Genomic DNA, 25,997 nt, shown 5'->3' on the forward strand with positions numbered 1-25,997 from the left:
TATAGCGCCGCACCCTACGCCGGAGCGGACCGCGCGTCGCGAACCCCCCGGGTCACTTCTGGAGCCGTCGTCATGGAGATCATCAAGCTCAACGCCACGAGGCGCGAGGAGAGCGGCAAGAGCGCGTCGAGCCGCCTGCGCCGCGCCGGACAGATTCCCGCCATCGCCTACGGGCGCGAGCTCGCGCCGATTTCGGTCGCCGTCTCGCCGAAGGCGCTCCTTCAGGTGCTCGGCTCCGACCACGGCAAGAACTCCGTGGTCGAGCTGGCCGTCGAGAACGGCGAGACGCTCACCGTCATGGTGCGCGATTACGACTACCACCCGGTCTCGCGGGAGCTCGTCCACGCCGACTTCATCCAGGTGAAGCTCGACCAGCCCGTCGACGTCCACATCCCGTTCCGCTGCGTCGGCAAGCCGAAGGGCGTGGTCACCGGCGGCGTCCTCCAGCAGATCTTCCGCACCATCCCGGTGCGCTGCCTGCCGGAGAAGATCCCGTCGTTCATCGAGATCGACGTGACCGAGCTCGACATGGGCGAGTCGTACAAGGCCAGCGGGCTGAACCTCCCCGAGGGGGTGAAGACGCTGCTCGCCGACGAGCAGACCATCGCCGTGATCAACGCGCCCGAGAAGGCCGGCGCCGAGGAAGAGGCGAAGCCGGCTGCCGGCGCGCCCGCCGCGGCGGCTGCTCCGGCCGCTGGTGGGGCCGCTCCCGCGAAGGGCGGCGCCGCTCCGGCCGGCGACAAGAAGGACAAGAAGTAAACCCGGGAGCGGGCCGCGCGGCGAGACGCGAGCGGCCCGCTTCGCGGCGAGACGCGCGCGGCCCGCGTTGCCTGCCCGCGCGCGGCGCCCCGTCCTCGTTCCTTTCAGGACTCAGCAGAACCCGCCCGTCATGCTGCTCGTGGTCGGCCTGGGAAACCCGGGCAAGGAATACGCCGCTCACCGGCACAACGTCGGCTTCATGGCCGTCGACGCGCTGGCCGAGGAGGTCCGGGCCGACCCGTTTCGCGAGAAATTCTCGGGCGTGCACGCGAAGGCGGAGATCGCCGGCCAGCCGGCGATCCTGCTCAAGCCCATGACCTACATGAACGAGTCGGGGCGGAGCGTTCAGCCGGCCATGGCCTTCTTCAAGATCGCGCCGTCCGGGCTGATCGTGCTCCACGACGAGCTCGATCTGCCCTTCGGCACGGTCCGCCTGAAGGTCGGCGGCGGCCACGCGGGGCACAACGGGCTGCGCTCGATCATCGCGCACTGCGGGACGGGGAACTTCGGGCGCGTCCGCCTCGGGATCGGCCGGCCGCCCGCCGGCTTCCGGGGCGAGGTCGCGGACTACGTCCTGTCGGGGTTCGACGCCGTCGAGCGCGCGGGGCTGCCCGACTGCTTGAAGCAAGCTGTCCAAAGTGTGCTAGAAGTCGCCGCCCGCGGCTTCGACGCCGCGATGAATGTTCGAAACACCCGGCCGAAGCCGGGCAAGAGGCAGAAGGGCGAAGGGGACGGGTCGACAGACCCAGCCCCGGCCGCGAAGGGAGAGAGGGGACCCCTCCCCCCGACGCAGAAGCCCTGATCCTCGACGGAGTCAGCGTGTCGCGCGCGCCGGTGCGTCGCTCGACACGCTGCTCCTTTCCTCGCTCCGGGGCGCCGCCCCGGGGCCGTTGTCCGAGAGGGAAGACGGAATGAGCCGACAGGTAACGGCGCCCGGGCGCGCCAGAGAGTACGAGACGATTTACATCCTGCGACCCGACATCGACGCCGACGGCGCCGAGCGGATCGGGTCGCGCCTCGCCGAGGTCGTCGGCCGCGAGTCCGGCCGGCTGACCAAGGTCGAGACGTGGGGGCGCCGCCGCCTCGCCTACGACATCGCCAAGCACCGCCGCGGCGTGTACGTGTACCTGAAGTACCTCGGGGGCGGGAAGGTCGTCTCCGAGATCGAGCGCAACCTGCGCCTGTTCGACGGCGTGCTGAAGTACCAGACGGTGCTCGTGCGCAACGACGTCGAGGCCGAGGGCGTCACGATCGCCGACGAGGACGTGAAGTTCGAGCGCCTGGAGCTCACGCCGCTGGAGGACGACCGCGACGACTCGCGCGAGCGTCAGCTCGGCCTGATCGAGCCGGAGCGCCGCGTCGACCGGAGCTCCGAGGCCGCCCCGCCGGATCTCGAGGACGGCGAAGAGGCCGAGGCTGAAGGCGCGACCGACGAGGAGGAGAGCTGAGCAATGAACGGCCGCAACAACGACATGGGCCGCAACGGCGGCGGTGATTACGACGATCGCGACTTCGGTCGCACGCCCGACCTGAACGCGGACGCCCCCGGGCGCCGCCGCACGGGCCGGAAGCGCGTTTGCCGCTACTGCGCGGACAAGGCGCTGGTCATCGACTACAAGGACCCGCAGGCGCTCAAGTACTTCATCTCGGAGCGCGGCAAGGTCGTCCCGCGCCGCATCAGCGGCAACTGCGCGCGCCACCAGCGCAAGGTGACCCTCTCGATCAAGCGCGCGCGCAACATCGCGCTCTTGCCGTTCACCGTGACGGCGTAGGAGGTCGATCATGGCAACCCACATCCATGTGGTCCTCACCGAGGACCTCCACAACGTCGGCAAGAGCGGCGAGCTCGTGAAGGTTCGCCCGGGCTTCGCGCGCAACTACCTCATCCCGCGCGGCCTCGCGGTGGGCGCCACCGCCGAGAACGTGTCCCGGATCGAGCACGAGAAGCGGGTCGCCGAGTCGCGCGCCGCCAAGACGCGCTCCGAGGCGGAGCAGCTCGCGGGCAAGCTCAGCCAGGTCAAGCTCACGATCAGCCGCCCTGTCGGCGAGGGCGACAAGCTGTACGGCTCGGTCACCGCGCGCGACATCGAGGAGGCGCTCGCCGCGCAGGGCTTCAGCGTGGACCGGCGCCGCATCGAGACCGACACGATCAAGTCGCTCGGCGCCCACGCCGTCACGATCCGCCTCGCCCCGTCCATCACGGCGTCGGTCGAGGTCACGGTCGCCGCCAAGTAGCCGCCCGGAAGCGCGGGCGAGCCCGCGCTTCCACCCGTCCCCCAAGCGCGGGCTCGCCCGCGCTTCCACCCCGTCCCCCCAAGCGCGGGCTCGCCCGCGCTTCCACCTCATCCCCGCTTTCGCCTCACCCACGCCCGCGCGACGTCGTGCCCCCGCGCCACGGCGCGCAGCATGAGCGTCGCGTCCGCCCACGCCGCTCGCTCTTGCCACACGAGGCTCGCCAGCATCCCGGCGCAGAACGCGTCGCCCGCGCCCGTCGGATCGAGCGGACGCACAGGGCGCGGCGCGACCGAGCGCTCGCCGCCCGGGCCGAGCACGAGCGTCGCCCGCGCGCCGTCGGTGACGACGAGCGTCGCGTCCGGGCGCAGGCGGTCGCGGAGCGCGCACGCCGTCGTCCCCAGCACATGGAGATCGCCGGCGCTGCACTTCACGAGATCGGCCTCGCCGAGGAGCCGGAACCAGCCGCGCACGCCGGCGCCTGGCTCGCCCGCGGCGCGCTCGGCGCGCGGCCACATCCGCGGGCGCGCGTTCGCGTCGACCGAGATGGCGCACCCCTCGCGCCGCGCGCTCGCGGCCGCCCGCACGACCGCGCCGACCGCCCCGCGCGCCGGCGCGATCCCGGTGAAGTGCACGACCCGGGTCTGCCATCGCGCCGGCATCGCCGCGGCGAGCGCGCGCGCCTCGATGTCGCCTTGCCTGTACCCGAGGAAACGCGCCTCGCCTCGCTCGATCGCGACGAACAGGAGGCCGGTGCGCGCCGCGCCCAGGGCAAGCCGGCTCACGTCGACGCCGGCCGCGGCGACCTCATCCCTCAGCCCGCGCCCCAGCGCGTCGTCGCCCACCGGGGCGCACAGCCCCGACGGCACGCCGAGCCGGGCGAGCGCCGTCGCTGTGTTCACCGCGCCGCCGCCGGGAACGCGGCGCAGCAATTTCGCCTGCTCCAGCGGAACGCCCTCCGGCGCGATCAGGTCCCACAGCGCTTCACCAACGCAGACCACCTCGGCGGGTTCAATCCTTGTTTGACGCGTTTTGTGATCCACAATGGCGGCTCCCGTGATGGTTCATGGCCGGGCGCAAGGCGCCATCGCAGCTCAGTCAAGCGCGAAGGGAAATGGCGACGAGACCGGGGTTGCGCGATTTCCATGCCTCGCCGCCCGCGGCGCCTCGCCTGGACGCGCGGCGTCTCCGCCGCGATTGGAGGGGCGCCCCATGAACGTGGAGCCTGCATTGGGATGGCCACCGCACGAACGCTCACTGCGATGCAAACAGAAACCCTTCTCAGGGCTGCCCATGTTCTGATAGACGGAAATCGACCCTGCACCCGACGCCCCGAAGGACCGTTGCGCCTTCGGGGCGTCGCCCATTTCGGCTCCTGTGGAAAAGCTCGGGGCGGGATGGGGGGAATCGGTGGGGAGGAGATGCACGGATGATGAGAATGATGGAGCGCCGCGGCCAGCGGCCTCAGAGGGTCGAGCCCCCCATCGTCGCCGGGCGTGTGCCGCCGCACGACCTCGACGCCGAGGCGGCGGTGCTCTCCGCCATCCTGCTGCACCGCGACGCGCTCGATCGGGTGCTCGAGATCCTGAAGGCGGAGCATTTTTACAGCGAAGCGAACAGCCGCATCTACGAGGGCGCGCAGGAGCTCGCGGCCGCCGGCACGCCGATCGACATCGTGTCGGTCGCGTCCTGGCTGCGCGACCGGGAGCGCCTTGCCCAGGTCGGCGGCGCGGCGTACCTGGCCCAGCTCGCGGACGCGACGCCGGCGGTCGCCCACGTCGGCGCACACGCGCGGGTCGTGTACGAGAAGTGGCGCGTACGCCAGCTCATCGCGACGTGCCAGCGCGTCGCGGCCGAGGGGTACGGCGACGTCGGCGTCGTGCAGGAGTTCATCGACGGCGCGGAGCAGTCCGTCTACCAGCTCGCGCGCACGCCGCAGGGCACGTCGACGCAGCCGATCGCCCAGGTGCTCAAGGCCGCGTTCGAGCAGATCACAGCGGCCGCCGAGCGCGGCGACAGGATCACGGGCATCTCGACGGGGTACGAGAAGCTCGACGCGAAGACGGCCGGCTTGCACGACGGCGACCTGACGATCGTCGCGGCGCGCCCCGGCATGGGCAAGACGTCGTTCGTCCTCAACCTCGCCGTGAACGTCGCGTCGCCGCGCACGGTGAGCTCGCCCGGCCCCGACGACGCGAGGCACGGCGTGGAGCGGCACGACCCCGGCTTCGGCGCGGCCGTCTTCTCGCTCGAGATGCCGCGCGAGCAGCTCGCGACACGTATGGTCTGCAGCGAGGGCCGCGTCGATGTCGGCAAGCTCCGCCAGGGCTTCCTGCAGCCCGACGACTGGCGCCGCCTGACCGAGGCGGCGTCCTTCCTGTCGACCTTGCCGATCTGGATCGACGACACGCCGGCGATCTCGCTCCTCGAGCTGCGGGCCAAGGTGCGGCGCATCCAGGCCGAGTACGACCGGGCGCCGAGCGACGGCCACCCGGGGCGGCGCGTGGGGCTCGTCGTCATCGACTACCTGCAGCTCATGAAGGGGCGGGACGGCGTGAACAGCCGCGAGCAGGAGATCAGCGAGATCTCCCGCGGGCTGAAGCAGCTCGCGAAGGAGCTCAAGCTGGCGGTCATCGCGCTGTCGCAGCTCAACCGCGCGGTCGAGACCCGGACCACCAAGGACAAGCGCCCTCAGCTCTCCGACCTCCGCGAGTCGGGCGCGATCGAGCAGGACGCCGACAACATCATCTTCATCTACCGCGACGAGTACTACAACGCGGAGACCACCAACCAGAAGGGCATCGCGGAGCTCATCGTCGCCAAGCAGCGCAACGGGCCGACGGGCAAGGTGCTGACGCGGTTCACCTCGTCGTGCACCCGGTTCGACAATCTCGCGCCCGGCGACTACCCGGAGCTGATGGACGACGAGTAGGGGGCGCCGCCTGCGCCTCCCCGCGCCCGCGCGCTCCGGACCCAAGCCGCGCGGCGCTCGCGCATCGGAACAGCACCGATGATCCGCCCGCCCGAGAGGCCGCCCCGTCCCACCGCCGTCCCGGCGCGCGCGCGTCGCCCCTCGAGCCGCGCCGGCCTCGCCGCGCTGGCGCTCGCCTGCGCGACGTGCGCGCCGCCCGCGCAGAACGGCAGCGTCGTCGTGTCGTCCGGCGCGGCCGAGCGCCTCGGTATGCTGTGCCGGTGGGGGCACGGCGGCGCGGAGCAGGGCGCGCTCTGCCCGAGGGCCGAGGGCGCGGCGCGGCCCGCGCGCGTCCGGCGGATCGCGGGGCCCGCGGACGCGCTCTCCGGGCCGCTCGCGGCGGGGCGGCCCGGCGACCACGTGCTCGAGAACGACGAGATCGCCGTCGTCGTCGAGCAGCTCGGCCCCGGGGCGGGGCTCGCCGAGAGCGGCGGCCACGTCATCGACGCGGCGGACGCGCGGGCGCGGCGCGACGAGCTCGGGCAGATCGTCGCGCGGCTCGGCGCCCCGGCGCGGCAGGCTGTCTACAGCGAGCTCGCGACGGGCGCCGGCGAGGGCGGCGCCGCCTGGATCGAGGTGCGCGGGCGCGGCGGCGCGGGCGGCGCGCTCTCGGTCACGACCCGCTACACGCTCGGGCCGCGCGATCGGGCGCTCGTGATCGCGACGTCGATCCGGAACGACGGCAGCGCGCCGATCGAGGGGCTCGACCTCGGCGACGTCGTCCACTGGGGCGCGGCGGCGCCGATCGCGCTGGCCAGCGCGCCAGCGTCGCGCGGCGAGCGCGAGGCGCCCTACGTGGCCGGCGTGGGGACGGGCGTCGCGTACGCGCTCGCCGCGGCGGACGGCGCGCCGCTCCGCGCGCGCAGCGGCGCCGGCTTCAGCGACGCGACGTTCGCCCGGCCCGCCGCGCTGCCGCCCGGCGGTCGGGTCGAGTACCAGCGGATCCTCGCTGTCGCGCCGCGCGGCGATCCGCTCGCCGTCGCGACGGAGCTCTTCTTCCTCGGCGGCGGCGCGCCCGGCGGCGTCGCGCTCGAGCTCGTGGACGCCCGCGGCGCGCCGCTCCCGTCGCTCGCCGGCAAGGTGACGCTGACGCCGGTCGCCGAGGGCGGCGCCGCGCCGGCGGCCGGGGCGATCGACCTGTGGCTGCGGGCGACCGCCGGCGGCGGACCGCTCGGCGCCGAGGCGCCGCCGGGGCTCTACGAGGTCGGCTTCGAGGGGAGCGGCCGCCGCGCGCTCGGGAGCGCTCGCGTGAGGATCCGGGCCGGCGAGGTCGCCCCGGCGCGGCTCGCGCTCTCCGGCGCCGGCCGGCTCGCGCTGTCGGTGCGCGAGCGCGTCGGGCCGGCGCCCGCCGCGGGCACGGCGCTCCCCGGGCGGCCCACGCCGGCGAAGATCAGCCTCTTCGACGCCAGGACCGGCAGGGCGGCGGCCCCGCCGCTGTTCACGCTGTCCGGCGACCTCGAGATCCCGCTGCCCCCGGGGCAGCTCCGGGTCGTCGCCTCGCGCGGGCCGGAGTTCTCGATCGCCGAGGCGGCGGTCGACATCGTCGAGGGCGGCGAGGCGCGGATCGAGCTCGCGATCGCGCGGGTTGTCGACACGTCGGGGTACGTCGCCTGCGACCTCCGGCAGCACACAGCGCGGAGCGCCGACGCGGGCGTGTCCGCGGCCGCTCGGGTCGCCTCGAACGCGGTGGAGGGCGTCGAGTGCGCGGTGGCGAGCGAGCACCACCTCGTCGCGGACCTCGCGCCGGCCGTGGCCGAGCTCAAGCTGGAGGGGCGGCTGCGGCTGATCCCGGGCGACGAGCTCACGAGCGCCCGCGGCGGCGCGGGGCTCGGGAGCGTCAGCGTGTTCCCGCTCGACGCGGCCGCGCCGGCCGGGGGCGCCCTGCGGTGGGGCGACCAGACGGCGGAAGCGCTCCTCGGCGAGGTGCGCGCGTTGCCGGGCGAGCGGGTCCTCCAGGTGAGCCGCGCGAGCGGCGGCGGCTCGCCCCTGCACGCGCTCGAGGCGCCGCGCGGCGCGTCCGGGCAGGGTCCGGACCTCGCCGCGCTCGTCGGGGACGGCGCGGGCGCCGACGCCCTCGAGGTCTGGACCGGGCGCGAGATCGCCGCGCGCGACAGCGCCCTCGAGGAGCTCTGGGGGCTGCTCCGCGCGTCGCGCCCGGTCACGCCGACGGCGACCAGCGACACGCACGGGCTCCTCGGCGCGGAGCCGGGCTACCCGCGCACGTACGTCGGCGTGGCCGGCGACGATCCGGGCCGCCTCGACGTGGCCGACCTCGTCGCGGGCCTGCGGCGGCGGCGCGACGTGGTGATCACGAACGGCCCGTTCGTGACGATGCGCCTCGGCGAGGCGCGCCAGGGCGGCGTCGCCTCCGCGCGGCGCGGCGCCCGCCGCGAGGAGCTGTCGCTCTCGATCCGGGTCGAGCGCGCCCCGTGGGTCGACGCGAGCGAGCTCCACGTGCTCGTCGGCGGCGTCGCGCATGGCGCGCCGATCCCCCTGGAAGGCGCGCGCACCACCCCCGCGGGGGCGCTCGTGGACGAGATCGCGATCCCCGTCATCCTCGGAGGCGGCCGGAAGCCGAACCACGTTGACGCTGCCGGCGAGCGCCGCCCCGGGAAGAGCGCGCCCCGGGCGCTCTTCCTCGCCGAGGACACCTTCGTTGTCGCGATCGTCCGGGGGCACCGCCCCCTCGAGCCTGTGCTCGCCGGCGAGCCGCACGAGATCCTCCCGTTCGCGATGACGGCGCCGCTCTGGATCGACGCTGACGGCGACGGCCGTTCCCTCGGCCGCGCCGCAGCGCCGTGAGCGCCGCGGGCTCCTTGGCGCCCGGCCCGAACAGCGAGAGTTACCGGGGGTCGGCTCAGCTCACGATCTCGCCGTCCGCCGCGCCCGCCTCCTCTTCTTCACCGACCGCCGGCTGCCCCGGCTCCCCCACGCTCGGCCCCTCGGCCGCGGGCGCCCCGCCATACCGCTTTCCCGCCCGCTCCGAGGCCTTGAGCACGGGCCCGCGGATCGTCTCGATCGCCTCGGCGGGCGCGTCGGAGAGCTCCAGGTTGGAGAGCACCGCGGACACGACCCGGAACCACTGGCTGCGCGCCGCCGCGACCGTCGCCTTCGTCACCGGCGCCGTCTTCTCCTTGGCGGCGAGCTCGTCCCGCCGGTGCTCGATCGCCTCGAGCTCCTTGCCCGTCTTGATCCACCGCTGCGTCGTGTGGAGCAGCGTCGTCTTCCCGGGCGCCGGGATCCCCTTCAGGAGCTCGCCTATCGACGGCTCCTCGTCGAGGAGCCGGGCGACGCGCGCTGTATTGCCCGCCTCCGCGGTCGGCGACGCCTTGATGATGTTGAGGCCGCTCGGGAACAGCTTCGGCTGCACCTTGTCGCAGGCCGCGGCGCGCTCCCTTTCCGGAGGATCCGCGCCGAGGCAATGCGCGCGGTGCGCGTCGATGCCCCAGCAAACGGCCCTGGCGAGGTGATCGTGGCGCTCGTCGACGCGCCCGAGCTCGTCGTTCAAGGCGCTCATCGCGGCCGACGACCCTGCCTTGCTCGGGCGCACAGCGAGCACGGACTCATGGGCCGCGACGACCTTCGGGTGCAGGCCGGCGATCTCGGGGATCGAGAGGAACAGCCGCTTCCGTTGCGCGTTCTCGACCCACGGGGACACCAGCGCGACCATCTCTTCGATCATCAGGTGTTTCAACATCGCAATAGACCTCCTTGACCGGGGTACAGCGTGTCCGGCCAGGAGACGGCGACGCGTCAGAGCCCGTCAAGCGGCCCGCCGGTTTGCGACGGCTCGAGACCAACCCGGCCCGTCGAAAAGATGCTGTTCCGGAGGTCGCGATCAACGCCGACGCTCGTCACGAGCCCAAGGCGAGGTCGCGACCGATCGCGGGGGATCTTTTCAGGCCGCGACGAGGTCCCGATCAAAAGAAATGGATCTTTTCATACAAATCGAGAGGTCGCGACCTCTCTGCCGGCTCCTGGAGAGCCTCCGCGTTGGGTCGAGACCCCGCGGGGGGCGTCGCAGGGACGGGCCGGGGAGGTGGAGACCGCTCGGCGGCGTCGCCCCGCCCATCGAGCGAGCAGCGCACGGGCAGCCGCGATCTCCGCCGCGGAGGGCGCAGTGCCTGCCACGGCCCGCGCCTCGAGGATCGAGATCGCTACATTTGCACGTTGGGGCGCGCTCCGAGCCGCTGCAGGCGCGCCCCCGAAGGGCCCTCCACGACGACCCAGGGGGCCGCCGGGTCGTACGCCGTGACCCCCCACATCGGCAGCGGCGGCCCTTGAGCGATTTCAGCAAGACCGTGTCGCTTTATTTCATCGCCGACAGCCGTCAGCCTATAGCGAGCTTCCAGCATAGGTGGTCTGTCCGTCCTGTAGGGCACACTCTCCAGCGCGGCCTCCGCCCCACGGTGCTCGGCCCACTGGCGCAGCCGCATGGCGATAAAGAAATCGCCGATGCGTGCTCCCCAACCATTACGCAGCTCTTCGCCAGCCGATGAACGGTGCATGAATACGTCAGCGGGCGTCAGCCAGTCTTTGCCTAGACACGCGAACAAGAGCTGGTCAACCCAAGACAGGGTGAGCGCGTTACCGTCCATGCGAGGAAAGAATGCGGCTTGGTGGGTGCCCAGCTCTACGAGCTCCTTCCGCGCACGATCTGCGCGCCTCCCCTCGGTGGACAGGATCGGAGACCGACCGGATAGCTTTCGCCATGAGCGCGCCATGTGCTGGACGCGCGTCCGAGATAGAGCGCGCGCGTCGTCCAGACCGCGGCGCGCGTCGGCCGGCTTCACGCGGATGAATCCACGGCTAAACCCGTCCTCCGGCGCATCTCCCAGGACGACAATGTCGAGGTCCGGGTGCTCGGGCCGATAGCGGAGCCTCCACGCGCAGAGCGCCCACAGCATCAGCCTATCCCTCCACAACCCGGACGTCCACAGGACGATTCGTCCGACGCGATTTCACCGCGCTGATAACATCATCGAACGACGAACAAAAACGTGCACGTTCTCGACCGCGAAGGCTCCAATAATCGCACCGCTGCTCACGATGGTCTTCGGGATCGGACGCACACGGCCCCTCCAGCACGTTATCGCGCATGAGGCGCACGGGAAGGCGAAGCCCGCGCCGGACCGCTCTCCGAATGTCCTCATTTGTAGTGACGTGAATAGCCATTGGGACCTCAGAACAATCCGCCATGTCGCGGCGACGATGATGCCGCCGGCACCGTTCTCGCCGTCACGCCGGAGGTAGCAGTGTCCGACATCGATGGACGCCCTGCATCCTCATGGGCTCTTGCGTGAACGTCAATGCGGAAAGCCGGCGACTCGGTCGCAAGTCCATCTTCAACCGTCCCGCGCGTGCGCTGGCGCGTCCGGGATCTCCGCCGCGCTGGGGTTCGTCAGCCAGCGAGTCCGCAAACGGTCCTCGCCCCAGCGACCCGCTGCGCCGCGACGGTTCCGCTCGACCACGGCGACACCCCCTGCTCGCCGGCGCATGCTCCGCGCCCCCCCCCCCGCATGCTCCGCGCCCCCCGCGGCGAGCTCGCCCCGCCGCCCCCCGCGTCGGTTTTCGTTTGCCTCCCGCGCGCCCGGGCAACATGGACGGCGGCGCATGCAAACCGAGCGGCTCGCCGCGGACGCGGCCTCCATCGCACGGGCTGCCGAGATCCTCCGGCGCGGAGGGCTCGTCGCCTTCCCCACCGAGACGGTGTACGGGCTCGGCGCGCGCGCGGACGACGGGCGCGCGGCGCGCGGCATCTTCGAGGCCAAGGGAAGGCCGCCCGGCAACCCGCTGATCGTCCACGTCCCCGACGTCGCCTCCGCCCGCGCGCTCGCGGCGAGCTGGCCCGACGACGCCGAGCGGCTCGCCCAGGCGATGTGGCCAGGGCCCCTCACGCTGATCGTCGCGCGCCGCCCCGACCGCGTCGCCGACGAGGTGACCGCCGGCGGACCCACCGTGGCGATCCGCGTGCCCGTGCACCCGGTCGCGCGCGCCCTGCTCGACGCCGTCGGCCTGCCGATCGCCGCCCCGAGCGCCAACCGCTCCACCGCGATCTCGCCGACCGCCGCCGAGCACGTCGAGAAGAGCCTCGGCGGGCGCATCGACGCGATCGTCGACGGCGGGCCGACAGCCGTGGGCATCGAGTCGACGATCGTCGACGTCTCGCGCTCGCCCGCGCGGCTGCTTCGCCCGGGGCACGTGGCGGCCGAGGCGATCGCCGCCCTCGTGCCGCTCCAGACCTCCGCCGGCCTGATCACCGCCCCGGGCGAGCGCGCGCCGTCCCCGGGGACGCACGCGCGCCACTACGCCCCGCGCGCGCGCGTCGCGCTGGTCCCCGCGGCCGCCGTCCGCGACGAGGTCGCGCGCGCCGCGCAGGCCGGGTCGCGCGCCGGCGCCGTCGAGCGCGGCAGCCGCACCGCGCCCGGGCCGCACGCCGAGCTCCTCCCCGCAGATCCCGCCGGCTACGCGGCGGCGCTCTACGCCGCGCTGCACCGCCTCGAGGACGCCGGCTGCGACGTGATCGTCATCGCCGCCGTCCCCGAGGATCCGGCCTGGGACGCCGTGCGCGACCGGCTGGCGCGCGCGTCGGCGCCCGCCTGAACGGCTGGCGCGCGCGTCGGCGCCCGCCTGAGGAGCGCCGCGACGGGCGCCGCAAAGGGGGCCCGGCCAGGTCCGAGGTGTGTTTTCATCCCCCGCGCGGGCGGTTTGTGGCAAACCAGGGTCGCCCGCCCGCCGGGTGAGCCACCTTCCCCCCGTCCGGTTCGTCCGCCCCGTCGATCCCATGCCGGCACCGTTCCGCGCCGCCCTCCAGAGCCTCGCCGCCGCCCTCGGCCTCGCCGCCGCGCTCGTCGTCGCCCCGCCGGGCGCCGACGCGAGCCTGCTCGACGAGCCGCCGAGGCGCGCGACCTTCAACCTGGACGAGACGGTCGCGCCGGAGCTGCCGCTCCTCCGCGCCTTCCGCAACGCCGCCGTGGAGCGCCCCGGTCCCCTCCGGCTCTACATGAGCAGCGCCTACGGCAAGTGGCAGCAGCAGCCGTGGTGGCAGCTCGCCTGGGGCGGCGCGCGGCCGGACGCCGGGGACATGCTCGGCGAGCGCGGGCTCGCCGGCGCCGTCCCCGGGACCTCTGTCTTCGCGAACGCGTACGCCCCCTTCTCGCCGTTCTCGCCGTTCGAGCCGCCCGCCCCGCTCCACCTCGATCCGGCCACGCCGGCGTGGCTCCGCCAGCTCGATCCGATCGCCAGCCCGCCGCTCCTCGCGACAACGGGGCCGAGCCTCTCGTCGAACGGCTTCGACCTGATCTGGGACCCGCCGAAGAAGCTGCCGCCCGACTGGCGCTGCCGCCGCGGGCCGGTCCACTTCGCCCGGTACGGCGGCCAGCACGACGCCTTCGAGCTGGTGCGCTGCGACGGCTCCGTCGCGCCCGGCGCGCTCGATCGCCTGTCGATCATGGCCCGCCCGCCCGACGCGCCGGACCCGGGCGAGGTGCTCCCCGACGAGCCGGACGCCGACACATGGCAGCGGGCGCACGAGTGGGTGCCCCAGGTCCGCCTCGTCCACCCGCGCCTGCTCTGGCTCCTCCAGCAGATCGCCGACGCCTTCCCGCGCCGCGGGATCCACATCTTCAGCGGGTACAGGCCGCGCCCGCCCGGCGACGGGCCGGCGGCGCGCGGCAAGGGCTCGGGCGGCCACCACAGCCAGCACGCCGAGGGGCGCGCCATGGACGTCCTCGTCAGGGGGGTGCCCAACGCGGCGCTGTTCCAGTTCTGTCGCACGCTCGACGACGTCGGCTGCGGGTTCTACCCGAACAGCAAGTTCGTTCACGTCGACGTGCGCCGCCCCGGCGCCGGGAAGGTCTTCTGGATCGACATCTCCAGGCCCGGCGAGCCGTCGGAATACGTCGACTCCTGGCCCGGCGTCGTCGAGAGCGGAGCGCCCTCGTCGGGGACGCGCGGGGCGTCCTCCGGCGTACACGCCCCGCGCTGACGTCGCCTGCCCGCAGGCGCCCTCGCACCTCGTCGTAGCTCGCGGTCACCAGGCACGCTGCGACGCGCCCCTGCGCGACGGAGCGCGCCGCACCGCGCCCCCTGCGCGACGGAGCGCGCCGCACCGCGCCCCTGCGGGGACAGGGCGCGCGCGGCGCGGCGGGGCGCGGTGCCGTTCCGGATGGAGGACGCTCCAGGGCGCCGCGAGCTTGCAGTTCTGGGATCGGTGTTAAGCTTGGCTTCCCCCTGGGCGCGCGGCGCAAGACGAGGGCGGAGCTCGGCGAGCCGAGCGCTGCTCGCGCACCTCCGGCGGCCATGGCCGCCCCGCGATCGACCCGGAGAAAAAGGTGCGAAATGGGCGAGATGCGGACAGGGATGGTTGAAAAGATCGCGGCGATGCAGGACTTCGCGCTCTACCGCGATCTCGCGTGGGAGGGCTCGTTCGAAGAGTACCTCCAGGTCGTTCGCCAGAACCCGCAGGTGACGCGCAACGCGTTCCAGCGGGCGTATGACATGATCATCCGCTACGGCATCGAGGAGTACACGGACAACAAGAAGAAGCTCATCCGGTACAACTTCTTCAAGGACGAGATGCACGGCGGCGCCGACGCCGTGTACGGGCTCGACATCCCGCTGATGCGGCTTGTCCATGTGCTCCGGGCGGCCTCGGAGGGGTTCGGGCCGGAGAAGCGCGTCATCCTGCTGCACGGCCCGGTCGGCTCGTCGAAGTCGACGATCGCCCGGCTCCTCAAGAAGGGCATCGAGCACTACTCGACCACGCCCGACGGCGCGCTCTACACGTTCGACTGGGTCAACCTCGACGACGTCGGCATGGCCGGGACGGAGAGCGCCCGCTTCAAGTGCCCGATGCACGAGGAGCCGCTGCGCCTCATCCCGCCGTCCTGGCGCGACCGCGCGTTCCGCGAGCTCGGCCTGTCGAGCCCGCAGTTCCAGGTCCGCACCGAGGGCGACCTCGACCCGGCGTGCCGCTTCATCTTCAACCGCCTCATGGACAAGTACGGCGGCGACTGGTCGAAGGTGATGCAGCACGTGCGCGTGCGCCGCCTCGTGCTCAGCGAGAAGGACCGCGTCGGCATCGGCACCTTCCAGCCGAAGGACGAGAAGAACCAGGACTCGACCGAGCTCACCGGCGACATCAACTACCGCAAGATCGCCGAGTACGGCTCGGACTCGGACCCGCGCGCCTTCAACTTCGACGGCGAGTTCAACATCGCGAACCGCGGCATCGTCGAGTTCATCGAGGTCCTGAAGCTCGACGTCGCCTTCCTCTACGACCTGCTCGGCGCGTCGCAGGAGCACAAGATCAAGCCGAAGAAGTTCGCCCAGACGGACGTCGACGAGGTGATCATCGGCCACACGAACGAGGCCGAGTACAAGAAGCTCCTGAACAACGAGTTCATGGAGGCGCTCCGCGACCGCACGATCAAGATCGACATCCCGTACATCACGAAGGTGTCGGAGGAGATCCGGATCTACGAGAAGGACTTCAACAAGGAGAAGATCCGCGGCAAGCACATCGCCCCGCACACGCTCGAGGTCGCCGCGATGTGGGCCGCGCTCACCCGGCTCGAGGACCCGAAGAAGCACAACCTCTCGCTCGTCCAGAAGATGAAGCTCTACGACGGCAAGGTCCTGCCCGGCTACACGCAGGACACCGTGAAGGAGCTCCGCAAGGAGGCGTCGCGCGAGGGCATGGAGGGCATCAGCCCCCGCTACGTGCAGGACAAGATCTCGAACGCGCTCGTCAACGACCTCGGCGAGGGGACGATCAACCCCTTCATGGTCATGAGCGAGCTCGAGAAGGGCCTCCGCCACCACTCGCTCATCACGAACGAGGAGCAGCGCAAGCGGTTCACCGAGTGCATCGGCATGGTGAAGCGCGAGTACGAGGACATCGTCAAGAACGAGGTCCAGCGGGCGATCAGCGCCGACGAGGACGCGATCCAGAAGCTCGCCGCGAACTACATCGACTCCATCAAGGCCTACACCCTGAAGGAGAAGGTGAAGGACCGCTTCACCCGCGAGGACATCGAGCCGGACGAGCGGCTCATGCGCTCGATCGAGGAGAAGATCGACATCCCCGAGAACCGCAAGGACGACTTCCGCCGCGAGATCATGAACTACATCGGCGCGCTCGCGGTCGACGGCAAGAAGTTCGAGTGGCACACGAACGACCGGCTCCGCCGCGCCCTCGAGCTGAAGCTGTTCGAGGACCAGAAGGACGCGATCAAGCTCCAGACCCTCGTGTCGAGCGTCATCGACAAGGAGACGCAGGAGAAGATTGACATCATCAAGACCCGGATGATCAAGTACTTCGGGTACAACGAGGTCTCGGCGCGCGACGTGCTCGACTACGTCGCCAGCATCTACGCGCGCGGCGACACGAAGTAGCCGGCCCCAGGGCGCGGCCTCGCGCCGCGCCCGTTCGTCAGAGCGCGGCGCGGCCTCGCGCCGCGCCCGCCGCTCACCCCCGCGTCAGCCTTCCCGCCTGAGCCGCGCGATCTCGCGCTCCAGCGAGGCCACCGTCCGCTTGAGGTCGCGGACCTCCTCGGCGGTCGCCAGGCCCATCGCCTTGGCGAACGTCTCCTTCTGCTCCGCCGTGAACGAGGAGACCCGGCCCGGCACGCTCATCGCCGTCATGAACAGCCGCATGAAGCGCTCGTCCTGCATCAGCTTCGCCACGTTCGGGTTCGCGGCGAGCTTCATCCCCTCGGATACCAGTTTGTCCTTCAACGCCATGCGCGCAGCCTAGCCGACTTCGGCGCGGCCGCGTCAGCCCACCTCGACCAGCACCGCGGTGATGTTGTCCCGTCCCCCGCGGCGATTCGCGAGCTCGATGAAGAGGTCGACCGCCGTGTCGCCGCCCTTCGAGGCGATGCTCGCGATCTCCTCCTCGGCGTGCAGGTACCCGTGCAGCCCGTCGGAGCAGAGCAGGTATCGATCGCCCTCCTCCACCGCGACGATCGAGGTGTCTACCTCGACATAGTCCCTGTTGCCGACCGCGCGCGTGATCACGTTGCGGTGAGGCGAGCTCTTCGCCTCGTCCGGCGAGATGAGCCCATTCTTGATCTGCCAGGCGATGAGCGTGTGATCCTCGGTCATCTGCACCGCGGTCCCGTTGCGGACCTGGTAGATGCGGCTGTCGCCCACCTGGCCGGTCACGAGCGCGCCGCCGACGACGAGCGCCGCGCTGATGGTCGTGCCCATGCCGCTCTTGTCGCGGTCGAGCTCGGCGATGGCGAAGACCATGTACGTCGCCGCCTGGATCGCGCCCTCGAGGATGCGCAGCACCGCGCGCGCCTTGGGCTGCGTCAGCGGCTCGTCGGGGTCGCCGATGGCGGGCAGGCCCCGCTTCACCATGCCGTAGATCGTCTCGACCGCCTCGGCGCTCGCCACCTCGCCGGCGGCGTGTCCGCCCATGCCGTCCGCGACGATGTAGAGGCGGAGCTCGTCGTCCCGGAAGAAAGCATCCTCATTGGCGCGCCGGTGGCGCCCGACGTCGGTGCGCCCAAATGATTGGATCCTCATCGAGCTTGCCCGGTCCTTCGATCGCCGCCCGTGGGGAGAGCCCCGAGTCGTCGGCGCGACTGTCGCACGATAAACTCCTTCAACGGGGCCTGTCGAGTGGGCGACGGCTCGGTTAGGATGGGCAGGCCAGCCATGGCACGAAGCTTCTCCGCGACCTGTGGGCCGGATGGCCTTGTCCACCACCTGGCCGACCTGCGCAGCGCCGTCCCGTCGGCCTCGGGCGGCGTGGTCTTCGTCTCCGGCCAGCTCGCCCAGCGCGCCTCGAGCGTCGCCGAGCTCGTCCGGAGCACCTGGCGCGGCATCCCCGCCTGCGTCGTGCCGGCCGCGGGCGTGCTCAGCGAGCGCGGCGAGATCGAGGGGGACACCGGCGCGAGCGGCGTGCTCTGGGCCGGCGGGCGGGTCACGCCGTTCGCGCTGCCCGAGCGCGCCGAGGACCCGGGCCGCCTCCTGCGCGAGACGCTCGCCCGCACCATCGGCCACCGCGCCGCGACGGCCATCCTGTTCGCCCGCCCCGGGGCGCTCGCGCCCGGGATGCTCGATGGGCTTGGCTCCTGCGCGCCGGGCGCGTGCCTGTTCGGCGCCGGGACGGCGTCCGGCGCCGCCCTCGGCGTGACGCCGCAGGGCGAGCTGATCGAGGGCGCCGTGACGGGCCTCGCGATCACCGGGTTCGCCCCGCCGATCGTCGACGCCTCGCCCGCCGCCAGGCTGCTCTCCGCCTTCCACCCCGTCGAGGAGGTGAGCGGCGGCGTCGTGCTGCGCGCCGGCGGGCGCTCGGCGCTCGACCTGCTCTCCGCCGCGACCGCGACGCTCGGCGAGCAGGCCAGCGCGCAGCCGCTCGTCCTCGCCGCGCTGGCCGATCCGCCGCGCGGCGACGAGGCCGATCCGGCGGCGCTCGGTCGCGCACATTCCGCGCCCCCCGTACGCTACGCGCTGCGGCCGATCCGCGGGATCGATCCGTCGCGGCGCGGGCTCCTGCTCGACGACGCGCGGCCCGGCGTGCGCCTCGCCTTCGCCGTGCGCGACGCCGCCGCCGGCCGCGCCGGGCTCGACGGGATCGCGCGGCAGGTGTCCCGGAGCGCGCTCGGGTCGGCCCCCCGCTTCGCGCTCTACCTGAGCTGCGCCGGGCGCGGCCAGGGGCTGTACGGCGTGCCCGACGTGGAGTCGCGCATCCTGCGCCAGCGCTTCGCCGACCTGCCGATCGCCGGCATGCACTCGAGCTTCGAGATCGCCCCCTGGGCGCCGGGCGAGATCAAGCTCGCCCTCTACACCGGCGTGCTCGCGCTCTTCCGCGCGCCGAGCTGACGGCCCGGCGCGCCACCGGGGGCGTCAGCGCTCGTGGTACACCGCGACGACGGCGGCGGCGCGCCGCTCCACCTCGGCCAGGATGGCCCTGAAGCGGGGGTCGCCGCGCAGGGGATCGAGGACGGGGCAGCGATCGAGCCAGCTCAGATCGAAGAGGCCGTCGGCCAGCGAGCGCTCGAGCGCGGCCAGCGCGAGCTCCGTGTTGCCGAGGAAGGCGGCGAACTCGGCCTGGACCTGCCACAGGAACGACGTGCGGCGCAGCGCCGCGACCGGCGGCGCGCCCGCGCCCGGCGGCGCGACCTGGATGTCGATGAGCCGGCCGTCGAGGACCTCGGCGGCGATCTGCGCGAACGGCGGGGAGATGCCCGGGAACGCCTCGCTCACGCGCCTCTTCGCGAGCTCCTCGACCACCCTCGGGTCCCGCTGCCAGAGCGCGCGGCGGATGTGGAGGACGGCGCGGCCCGAGCCGCTGCCCGTCGGCGGGAGCACCCTGATCACGTCGTCGGCCTCCGGCCACCTGCCGAGGAGCGCGTACGCGCGCGCCAGCGCGTACGCCGCGAGCGCCACGTCCGGGTCGCGCGCGAGCGCTGACCGCGCGCGCCGCACCCCCTCCTCGAAGGCGTCGCACTCGAGCAGGATGGTGCCGATGAGGCCCTCGGCCTCGGCGTGCCCGGAGCGCGTCGCGAGCGCGGCCCTGAGCTCCCGCATCGCGCCGACCACATCGAGGCGCTGGAACTTCACCGAGGCCATCGCGAGCCGCGCGTCCGGGAGCCCGGGCGCCGCGGCGGCGGCCCGCGCCGCCGCCTGGATGGCGAGGTCGCCGCCCTGGTCCGTGAAGAACCAGAAGCGCGAGCGCGCGAGCGCGTAGGACGACAGGATCATCGGGTCGTCGGGCTCGCGCGCGAGCGCCTGCTCGAAGAGCGCGATCGCGCGCTCCTGGTGCTCCGGCCAGAACCGCCGGTACTCGTGGCGGCCGCGCAGGAACAGGTCGAGCGCGATCGGATCGCTCGGCGCCGCGCGGCTCGGGGCCGATCCGGCGAGGGTCAGCGCCTCCGCGACCGCCTCGGCCACCTCGTCGTTGATCCGCAGCACCTCGGCCTCGGGGCGGTCGAAGCGCTTCGCCCAGAGCTGGAACCCGTCGGTCACGCAGAGCAGCCGCGCGCTGATCCGCACCGTGCCGTCGCGCCGCCGCACCGAGCCGCCGACGACCACCTGCACCCCGAGCTCGCGCCCGATCTCGCGCGGATCGGGATCGCTCCCCTGCCACCGCGCCATCGCGACGCGCGGCCGCACCCGCAGGCCCGGGGTCATCGAGAGCGTGTCGATGAGATCGTCGGTCAGCTCCTCGGCCAGGTATGCGTCGGCGGGGGAGCCCTGGTTCGTGAACGGGAGGACCGCGACGCTCTTGCCGGCGTCGCCCGTCCCGGAGATCGACCCCGAGATCGGCAGCCGCTCGTTCGGCGGCGTGATCGCCGGGGAGACGACGGTGGCCGGGCGCGTGAGCGAGGCGAGCTCCTGCGCGACCATCTCGACCGACGCGTACCTGTCGCTCCGCTCGCGCGCCATGCAGCGGAGCACGACGCGCACGAGCGCGTCGGGCAGGTCGGCGCGCCGGTGCCGCGGGTCGGGGGCGTCGGCGATGAGCCGCGCGGCGGCGACCGCGAGCGGCGCGTCGCCCTGCCACGCGCGCTCGCCTGTGAGCATCTCGTAGAGCATCGCCCCGAGCGCGTAGAGGTCGGCGCGCGCGTCGACGTCGGCCGCGCCCTGCACCTGCTCGGGCGCCATGTAGGCCGGCGTCCCGAGGACGGCGCCCAGCGTCTTGCCCGCCTCGCCTTCGAGCGCGAGCGCGCGCGCGATCCCGAAGTCGGTCAGGATCACGCGCCCGTCGCGCCCGAGCAGCACGTTGTCCGGCTTGAGATCGCGGTGGATGACGCCGGCCCGGTGCGCGGCCCCGAGCCCCGCGCAGACGCTCTCCACGATGTCGATGGCGCGGCTCACGCCGAGCCGCCGCTCGCGCGCGAGGAGCCCGGCGAGCGCCTCGCCGTCGACGAACTCCATCGTCAGGAACCGGTCGCCTTCGTGCTCGCCGATGTCGAAGACCCGCGCGACGTTCGGGTGCGTCACCTTGCGCGCGAGCCGCACCTCGCGCCGGAACCGCTCGATCACCTCGGGGGCGCCGCTGAGCTCGCGGCGCAGCACCTTGACCGCGACGACCTCCTCGAGCTCCAGGTCGCGCGCGCGGTACACGCTCCCCATGCCGCCGATGCCGACCAGCCCGAGGAGCTCGTACCGGCCGGCGAGGACCTGCCGCGGGCCGGTCGCCGCCGCGTCCCTGGGCTCGGACACCGCGCGGGTGCCGCTCGCCGAGAACGAGAGGTCTTGAAGCGTGTCGTCCTTGAAGCTCTGCGGCATAGGGGAATCCCGGGCGACCGTTGCCCCTCAACTACCCCGAGAGGCTAGCGCAGGATCGGCGGGGCGAGCACCCGTCGTCGCGGGAGGTCCGGCGCGGAGGTGCTAGTCTCCGCCGCCCATGGCAGAGGCGTCGAGCGCCATCGCGGTGGAGTCGCTCTCCAAGACGTACCAGGTCCACGAGCGCGCGGCCGGCTTCGCGGCCACGGTGCGCTCGGTCTTCCGGCGCCGCTACCGGGTCGTCCACGCGGTCGAGGACCTCTCGTTCTCGATCGCGCCCGGCGAGCGCGTCGGCTTCCTGGGCCCGAACGGCGCCGGCAAGACGACGACGCTGAAGGTGCTCGCCGGGCTCCTCCACCCGTCGGGCGGGCGGGTCCGGGTCGCGGGCTTCGTGCCGCAGCACCGCGAGGCCGACTTCCTGAAGCGGATCACCCTCGTGATGGGCCAGAAGCAGCAGCTCCTCTGGGACCTGCCGCCCGCCGAGACCTTCGCCCTGAACCGCGCCATCTACGGGATCGGCGACGCGGAGTTCCGGCAGACGATGGGTGAGCTGGAAGACCTGCTCGGGATCGCCGCGATCGCCACGAAGCCGACGCGGCAGCTCTCGCTCGGCGAGCGCATGAAGTGCGAGCTCGCGGCCGCGCTGCTGCACCGGCCGGAGGTCCTGTTCCTCGACGAGCCGACGATCGGGCTCGACGTCGCGATGCAGCTCAGCGTCCGCGAGTTCGTCCGCCGCTACAACGAGCAGCGGCGGGCCACTGTCGTGCTCACGTCTCATTACATGGACGACGTCGCGGCGCTCTGCCCGCGCGTCATCGTCATTGACAAGGGCAAGCTGCGTTACGATGGCGACCTCGCCTCGCTCGTGCGCAGCGTGCGCCCGCACAAGCGGATCGCGTTGCGCCTCGGCGGCGCCGTCGACCGGGCGATCCTCGAGCGGGTCGGGGCGGTCGTCCTTCTCGAGCCGGGCCGCGCCGTGCTGCAGGTGCGCCAGGAAGCGCTGCGCGAGGCGATGTCGTGGCTGCTCAGCCAGACCGACATCGCGGATCTCACCGTCGAGGACCCTCCCCTGGAGGAGGTGATGCGCGAGCTCTTCGCGGGCGAGCAGCCCGCGGGCGAGCAGCCTGCAGGCGAGCCGGCGAGCGCCGCGGGCGAGCCGGCCCGCGCCGCGGACGGGGGCGCGTCGTGAGCGCGCTGTCCGGGGCGATCCGGGCGTTTCCGACGCTGCTCCGCGTCGGGGTCGCGGCCGCGATCGCGTACAGGGCCGAGATGCTGATCTGGATGCTCACGACGACGATGCCGCTCGTGAGCCTCGCGCTCTGGTCGGCGGTGGCCGAGGCCGCGCCTGTCGGCCGCTTCGGGGCGAGCGACTTCACCGCGTACTTCCTGGCGATCCTCATCGTCCGCCAGATGACAGGGTCGTGGCTCGTCTGGGAGATGAACATGGAGATCAAGAGTGGCGCCCTCTCCCAGCGCCTGCTCAAGCCGATCCACCCGCTCATCGCCTACGCCGCCGACAACCTCGCCGCGCTCCCGCTGCGGGCGCTGCTCTGCTTGCCCATCGCTGTCGTCGCGCTCCTCGTGACCTCGGGCGAGCGGTTCCACCCGACGGCCTTCGAGCTCGGGATCTGGGCGGCCTCGCTCGTCGGCGCCTGGGCGATCAACTTCTTCACGATGGCGCTGATCGGCTCGCTCGCGTTCGTGATCGAGAGCTCGACCGCCGTGTTCGACATCTACCTCGCGGCCTTCATGGTCTTCGCCGGCTACCTCGTCCCGATCGAGCTGTTCCCCCCGTGGCTCGGCGACGTCGCGCGGGTCCTGCCGTTCCGGTACAGCCTCGCCTTCCCGGTCGAGCTGATCACGGGCCTGCTCGACCCGGGCCGCGCGCTCGCCGAGCTCGGCGTGCAGTGGGCCTTCGCGGCCGGCACCGCCGCCGCGGCGATCGTCGCGTGGCGCGCGGGGGTCCGGCGGTTCTCGGCGTTCGGCGGGTGAGCGGCGTGCGTTACCTCCGGTTGCTCGCGACGCAGCTCCGGGTGTCGATCGCGCTCGGGATGCAGTACCGGTGGGACTTCCTGCTCGGCGCCGTGATGACGGTGGTCTGGACGCTCGTCGGGCTCGTCCCGCTCCACATCGCGCTCGTCGGCCGAGGGCCCATCGAGGGCTGGACGTACGACAGGGCGCTCGTCGTCGTCGGGTGGTTCACGCTGCTCAAGGGCGTCCTCGAGGGGGCCGTGAACCCGTCGCTCATCAGCGTGGTCGACCAGATCAGGAAAGGCACGCTCGACTTCACGCTGCTCAAGCCGGCTGACGCGCAGTTCCTCGTCTCCACGGCCCGCTTCGAGATCCGCAAGGTCGTGGACGGCCTCGCCGCGGCGGCCATCTTCGTCTACGCCTTCACGCGGATCGGCCGCGCCCCAGCGCCCGCCGACGTCGCGCTCTCGCTCGGCCTGCTCGTGACGGCGACGCTGGTTCTCTACTCGATCTGCATCCTCGTGATCTCGGCCGCGTTCTGGGTCGTGCGCCTCGACAACCTGGCGTATCTGTTCAACTCCCTCTTCGATTTCGCGCGCTGGCCGGTCACGCTCTTCAAGGGCTTCTGGCGCGTCGCCTTCACCGTCGTCGTCCCGCTCGCGCTGATGACCACCTACCCGGCGCAGGCGCTGCTCGGCACCCTCGCCCCGCGCACGGCCGCCGCCGCGGCGCTGGGCGCGCTCGCGTTCGGCGCCGTGGCCCGCGCGGTGTGGAAACGGGCGATAGGGCGGTATACGTCGGCGTCGAGCTGAGCGGCGCGGGGGCTTCCGACGGGCAGCGCCGCGCGTTAGGCTCGCGATCTTGACCTCCGCCGCGAGGAGGGAGAGCGAGCATCTCAGAAGGAGACATGGTGAACAACGGAGGGCTCACGCTCGAGGACCTGGGCCGGAGCGTCGTCGATCTCGTGGTGACGGAGGACCTGATCCGCCGCCGGGCGACAGCCCTCTTCCCCGCCGCGCGCCGCGAAGAGCGGGAGCTCAAGGTCCTCGGGAAGGTGTCGCGCCTCACGCTCGATGTGCAGCCCGGCGAGGCGGCGGTGACGCGCGGCACGAGCGGCGCGTTCGACGTCGCGATCGCGCACGCGCTGACGGTCCGGGTCGAGACGGCGGGCGAGGCCGAGGCCGCGGTGCACCAGCTCGGCGCGACGGTCACGCTGCGCGTCACGCCGAGGCCGTGCGCGCCGCTCGGGATCTTCCTCGACGTCGCGGAGCCGGCCGCGGAGTCGATCCTGTTCGCCGAGCCGCAGGCCGGCGCGAGCGACTTCCTGCGCGGCCGCATCGAGGAGGAGGTCCGGAGAGAGCTCCTCCGCCTGGTGCGCGCCCGGCTCGCCGAGAGCCACGCCGAGCGCACCGTCGATCTGGAGGGGCCGCTCGCGCGCGCGCTCGGGGTCGCCGGCGACGCCGAGCGCGCGCGCGACGCGCCCCCGCCGAGCCGCCTGCGCGGGGCCGGCGTCCAGGCCGGCGGCGCCGCGACGCAGCCGGGCGCGCTGGCCAGCGAGCTGGACGCGCAGCTCCGGGCCCTGGGGGACGCCATGCCGCTCCAGGTGTGGAGCGCGCGCCCGGACGGCAAGCTGGACTTCGTGAACCGAGTCGTCCTCGACTACTCCGACCGCACGGAGGCGCAGATCCTCGGCGAGGGGTGGCTCGCGATGGTGCACCCGGACGACGTCGAGAAGACGGTCGCGGCGTGGACCCGGAGCCTGGAGACGGGGGAGCCGTACTACACGGAGTTCCGCCTGCTGCGCGCGAGCGACCAGACGTACCGGGAGCACGTGGTCAGGGCGCTGCCGCAGCGCGACCGGGCGGGGAGCATCGTCCGGTGGCTCGGGGGCACCACCGACGTGGCCGACGCGCGCAAGGTCGAGGCCGCCCTGCGGCGGAGCGAGGCGCGCTACAGGCTCTTCGCGGAGGCGTCGAACGAGGGGATCTGGTTCTGGAACATCCGCGAGGACACGGTCGAGTGGAGCGACCGCCTGCTCGAGCTGGTGGGCGTCCGCCGCGAGGCGTGGGGCGAGACGTTCATGAGCTTCTTCGAGCGCGTGCACCCCGACGACCGGGGCGCCCTCCAGGCCGCGCTCAAGGCGCACCTGGAGCAGCGGCGGCCGTTCAGGGTCGAGTACCGGCTACGGCACGAGGACGGGTCGTACCGCGACGTGTTCACCCGCGGCATGGCCGACTGGGACGACAAGGGGGTGCCGTTCCAGATGGCCGGCGGCGCGACCGACATCACCGAGCGCAAGCGGCACGAGGCCATGCTGCAGGAGCGGCTCGAGATCATCGAGCAGCAGCAGGAGGCGATCCGGGCGCTGTCGACGCCGATCATCGAGGTCTGGAAGGGGGTCCTGACCATGCCGGTGCTCGGCGTGCTCGACGAGCAGCGCTCCCAGCAGATGATGGAGGTGCTGCTCGAGGCCGTGGCGCGGACCCGCTGCCGTCACGCGATCATCGATCTGACCGGGGTGAGCGCCGTGGACGCGGCCACGGCCGATCACGTGCTGCGGCTCATCGACGCTGTCGCGATGCTCGGCGCGCAGGGAATCGTTGTCGGCATCCGGCCCGAGGTGGCGCAGACGGTGGTGTCGCTGGGGCTCGATCTGTCGAACATCAAGACGCTCTCGAACCTGCGGGAGGGGCTCCGCTTCGCCATGCAGTCGAGCGGGATGTCCGTCCGGCGGCGGCGCAGGCGGCGGGCGCGCCGCGAGGACGCGGACGACGCGCCGGCGCCGCCCTCGGAGCGCGAGGGGTGATCGCGCGCCGGC

Annotated in this window: 20 protein-coding genes and 1 pseudogene; 15 read left to right on the forward strand and 6 right to left on the reverse strand. The window is 72.8% G+C overall.

The window, feature by feature from the left end; all coding sequences use genetic code 11:
* The first annotated feature begins 72 nt into the window (after positions 1–72).
* The 5 genes from WMF42_RS34370 to rplI all read left to right on the forward strand — a co-directional run bounded on the left by WMF42_RS34370 (position 73) and on the right by rplI (position 2,994).
* The gene (locus WMF42_RS34370) at positions 73–759 is read left to right on the forward strand and encodes a 50S ribosomal protein L25/general stress protein Ctc (protein WP_061611040.1); all 687 of its coding nucleotides are present in this window, start codon (positions 73–75) and stop codon (positions 757–759) included.
* 130 nt (positions 760–889) lie between these two features.
* A complete protein-coding gene (pth, locus tag WMF42_RS34375) occupies positions 890–1,561 on the forward strand; it encodes an aminoacyl-tRNA hydrolase (protein WP_061611041.1) in 672 nt (223 codons plus the stop codon).
* A gap of 109 nt (positions 1,562–1,670) precedes the next feature.
* Positions 1,671–2,207, forward strand: a complete 537-nt coding sequence (rpsF, locus tag WMF42_RS34380) for a 30S ribosomal protein S6 (protein ID WP_061611042.1) — start codon at positions 1,671–1,673, stop codon at positions 2,205–2,207.
* 3 nt (positions 2,208–2,210) lie between these two features.
* Positions 2,211–2,531, forward strand: coding sequence for a 30S ribosomal protein S18 (rpsR, locus tag WMF42_RS34385; RefSeq protein WP_061611043.1), 321 nt, complete (start codon positions 2,211–2,213; stop codon positions 2,529–2,531).
* Between the two features lie 10 nt (positions 2,532–2,541).
* Positions 2,542–2,994 carry a 50S ribosomal protein L9 gene (rplI, locus tag WMF42_RS34390; RefSeq protein WP_061611044.1) on the forward strand — a complete coding sequence of 151 codons (453 nt, stop codon included), beginning with the start codon at positions 2,542–2,544 and terminating at the stop codon, positions 2,992–2,994.
* A 107-nt stretch (positions 2,995–3,101) separates the two neighbouring features.
* Here the strand turns inward: rplI and WMF42_RS34395 are convergent, their stop codons facing one another.
* Positions 3,102–3,992 (reverse strand): PfkB family carbohydrate kinase, encoded by an 891-nt coding sequence (locus WMF42_RS34395; RefSeq protein WP_437687190.1) that lies wholly within the window; start codon positions 3,990–3,992, stop codon positions 3,102–3,104.
* Positions 3,993–4,420: 428 nt separating this feature from the next.
* On the opposite strand from WMF42_RS34395, the gene dnaB reads away from it, so the two are divergent.
* Complete coding sequence (dnaB, locus tag WMF42_RS34400; RefSeq protein WP_061611046.1) at positions 4,421–5,923, forward strand: replicative DNA helicase; 1,503 nt, start codon at positions 4,421–4,423, stop codon at positions 5,921–5,923.
* A 78-nt stretch (positions 5,924–6,001) separates the two neighbouring features.
* Complete coding sequence (locus WMF42_RS34405) at positions 6,002–8,764, forward strand: hypothetical protein (protein ID WP_437687191.1); 2,763 nt, start codon at positions 6,002–6,004, stop codon at positions 8,762–8,764.
* A gap of 55 nt (positions 8,765–8,819) precedes the next feature.
* Here WMF42_RS34405 and WMF42_RS34410 read toward each other — a convergent pair whose 3' ends face one another.
* Together WMF42_RS34410 and WMF42_RS34415 are read right to left on the reverse strand one after the other, a co-directional pair.
* Positions 8,820–9,644, reverse strand: coding sequence for a hypothetical protein (locus WMF42_RS34410; protein ID WP_437687193.1), 825 nt, complete (start codon positions 9,642–9,644; stop codon positions 8,820–8,822).
* A 475-nt stretch (positions 9,645–10,119) separates the two neighbouring features.
* Positions 10,120–10,869: a hypothetical protein gene (locus WMF42_RS34415; RefSeq protein WP_437687195.1), complete on the reverse strand. Its 750-nt coding sequence runs from the start codon at positions 10,867–10,869 to the stop codon at positions 10,120–10,122.
* Between the two features lie 706 nt (positions 10,870–11,575).
* On the opposite strand from WMF42_RS34415, the gene WMF42_RS34420 reads away from it, so the two are divergent.
* The 3 genes from WMF42_RS34420 (at position 11,576) to WMF42_RS34430 (ending at position 16,360) form a co-directional block, all read left to right on the forward strand.
* Positions 11,576–12,565: an L-threonylcarbamoyladenylate synthase gene (locus tag WMF42_RS34420; protein ID WP_437687197.1), complete on the forward strand. Its 990-nt coding sequence runs from the start codon at positions 11,576–11,578 to the stop codon at positions 12,563–12,565.
* A 181-nt stretch (positions 12,566–12,746) separates the two neighbouring features.
* Complete coding sequence (locus tag WMF42_RS34425) at positions 12,747–13,949, forward strand: YcbK family protein (RefSeq protein ID WP_437687199.1); 1,203 nt, start codon at positions 12,747–12,749, stop codon at positions 13,947–13,949.
* 353 nt (positions 13,950–14,302) lie between these two features.
* On the forward strand, positions 14,303–16,360 hold the full coding sequence (locus WMF42_RS34430) for a PrkA family serine protein kinase (protein WP_061607278.1): 2,058 nt from the start codon (positions 14,303–14,305) through the stop codon (positions 16,358–16,360).
* A gap of 84 nt (positions 16,361–16,444) precedes the next feature.
* Here the strand turns inward: WMF42_RS34430 and WMF42_RS34435 are convergent, their stop codons facing one another.
* Positions 16,445–16,708: a hypothetical protein gene (locus WMF42_RS34435; RefSeq protein WP_061607276.1), complete on the reverse strand. Its 264-nt coding sequence runs from the start codon at positions 16,706–16,708 to the stop codon at positions 16,445–16,447.
* A 33-nt stretch (positions 16,709–16,741) separates the two neighbouring features.
* Complete coding sequence (locus WMF42_RS34440; RefSeq protein WP_061607275.1) at positions 16,742–17,497, reverse strand: PP2C family protein-serine/threonine phosphatase; 756 nt, start codon at positions 17,495–17,497, stop codon at positions 16,742–16,744.
* Positions 17,498–17,629: 132 nt separating this feature from the next.
* Here WMF42_RS34440 and WMF42_RS34445 point away from each other — a divergent pair, with 132 nt between their 5' ends.
* The gene (locus WMF42_RS34445; RefSeq protein WP_437687202.1) at positions 17,630–18,799 is read left to right on the forward strand and encodes an FIST C-terminal domain-containing protein; all 1,170 of its coding nucleotides are present in this window, start codon (positions 17,630–17,632) and stop codon (positions 18,797–18,799) included.
* Positions 18,800–18,823: 24 nt separating this feature from the next.
* On the opposite strand, the gene WMF42_RS34450 is transcribed toward WMF42_RS34445, so the two are convergent.
* Complete coding sequence (locus tag WMF42_RS34450) at positions 18,824–21,211, reverse strand: protein kinase domain-containing protein (RefSeq protein WP_437687204.1); 2,388 nt, start codon at positions 21,209–21,211, stop codon at positions 18,824–18,826.
* A 259-nt stretch (positions 21,212–21,470) separates the two neighbouring features.
* On the opposite strand from WMF42_RS34450, the pseudogene WMF42_RS34455 reads away from it, so the two are divergent.
* From WMF42_RS34455 to WMF42_RS34470, 4 genes and pseudogenes are all read left to right on the forward strand, one after another.
* Positions 21,471–22,397, forward strand: a pseudogene (locus WMF42_RS34455) (ABC transporter ATP-binding protein); the annotation flags it as partial.
* On the forward strand, positions 22,394–23,200 hold the full coding sequence (locus WMF42_RS34460) for an ABC transporter permease (protein WP_061607271.1): 807 nt from the start codon (positions 22,394–22,396) through the stop codon (positions 23,198–23,200). The pseudogene WMF42_RS34455 and the gene WMF42_RS34460, both read left to right, overlap by 4 nt.
* A 5-nt stretch (positions 23,201–23,205) precedes the next feature.
* Positions 23,206–23,991, forward strand: coding sequence for an ABC transporter permease (locus WMF42_RS34465; protein ID WP_199693592.1), 786 nt, complete (start codon positions 23,206–23,208; stop codon positions 23,989–23,991).
* Between the two features lie 95 nt (positions 23,992–24,086).
* Positions 24,087–25,985, forward strand: a complete 1,899-nt coding sequence (locus WMF42_RS34470) for a PAS domain-containing protein (RefSeq protein ID WP_437687207.1) — start codon at positions 24,087–24,089, stop codon at positions 25,983–25,985.
* The last annotated feature ends 12 nt before the right edge of the window (positions 25,986–25,997 follow it).

The organism is Sorangium sp. So ce176, from assembly GCF_051519835.1.
In the GTDB taxonomy this organism is placed as follows: Bacteria; Myxococcota_A; Polyangia; order Polyangiales; family Polyangiaceae; genus Sorangium; species Sorangium cellulosum_G.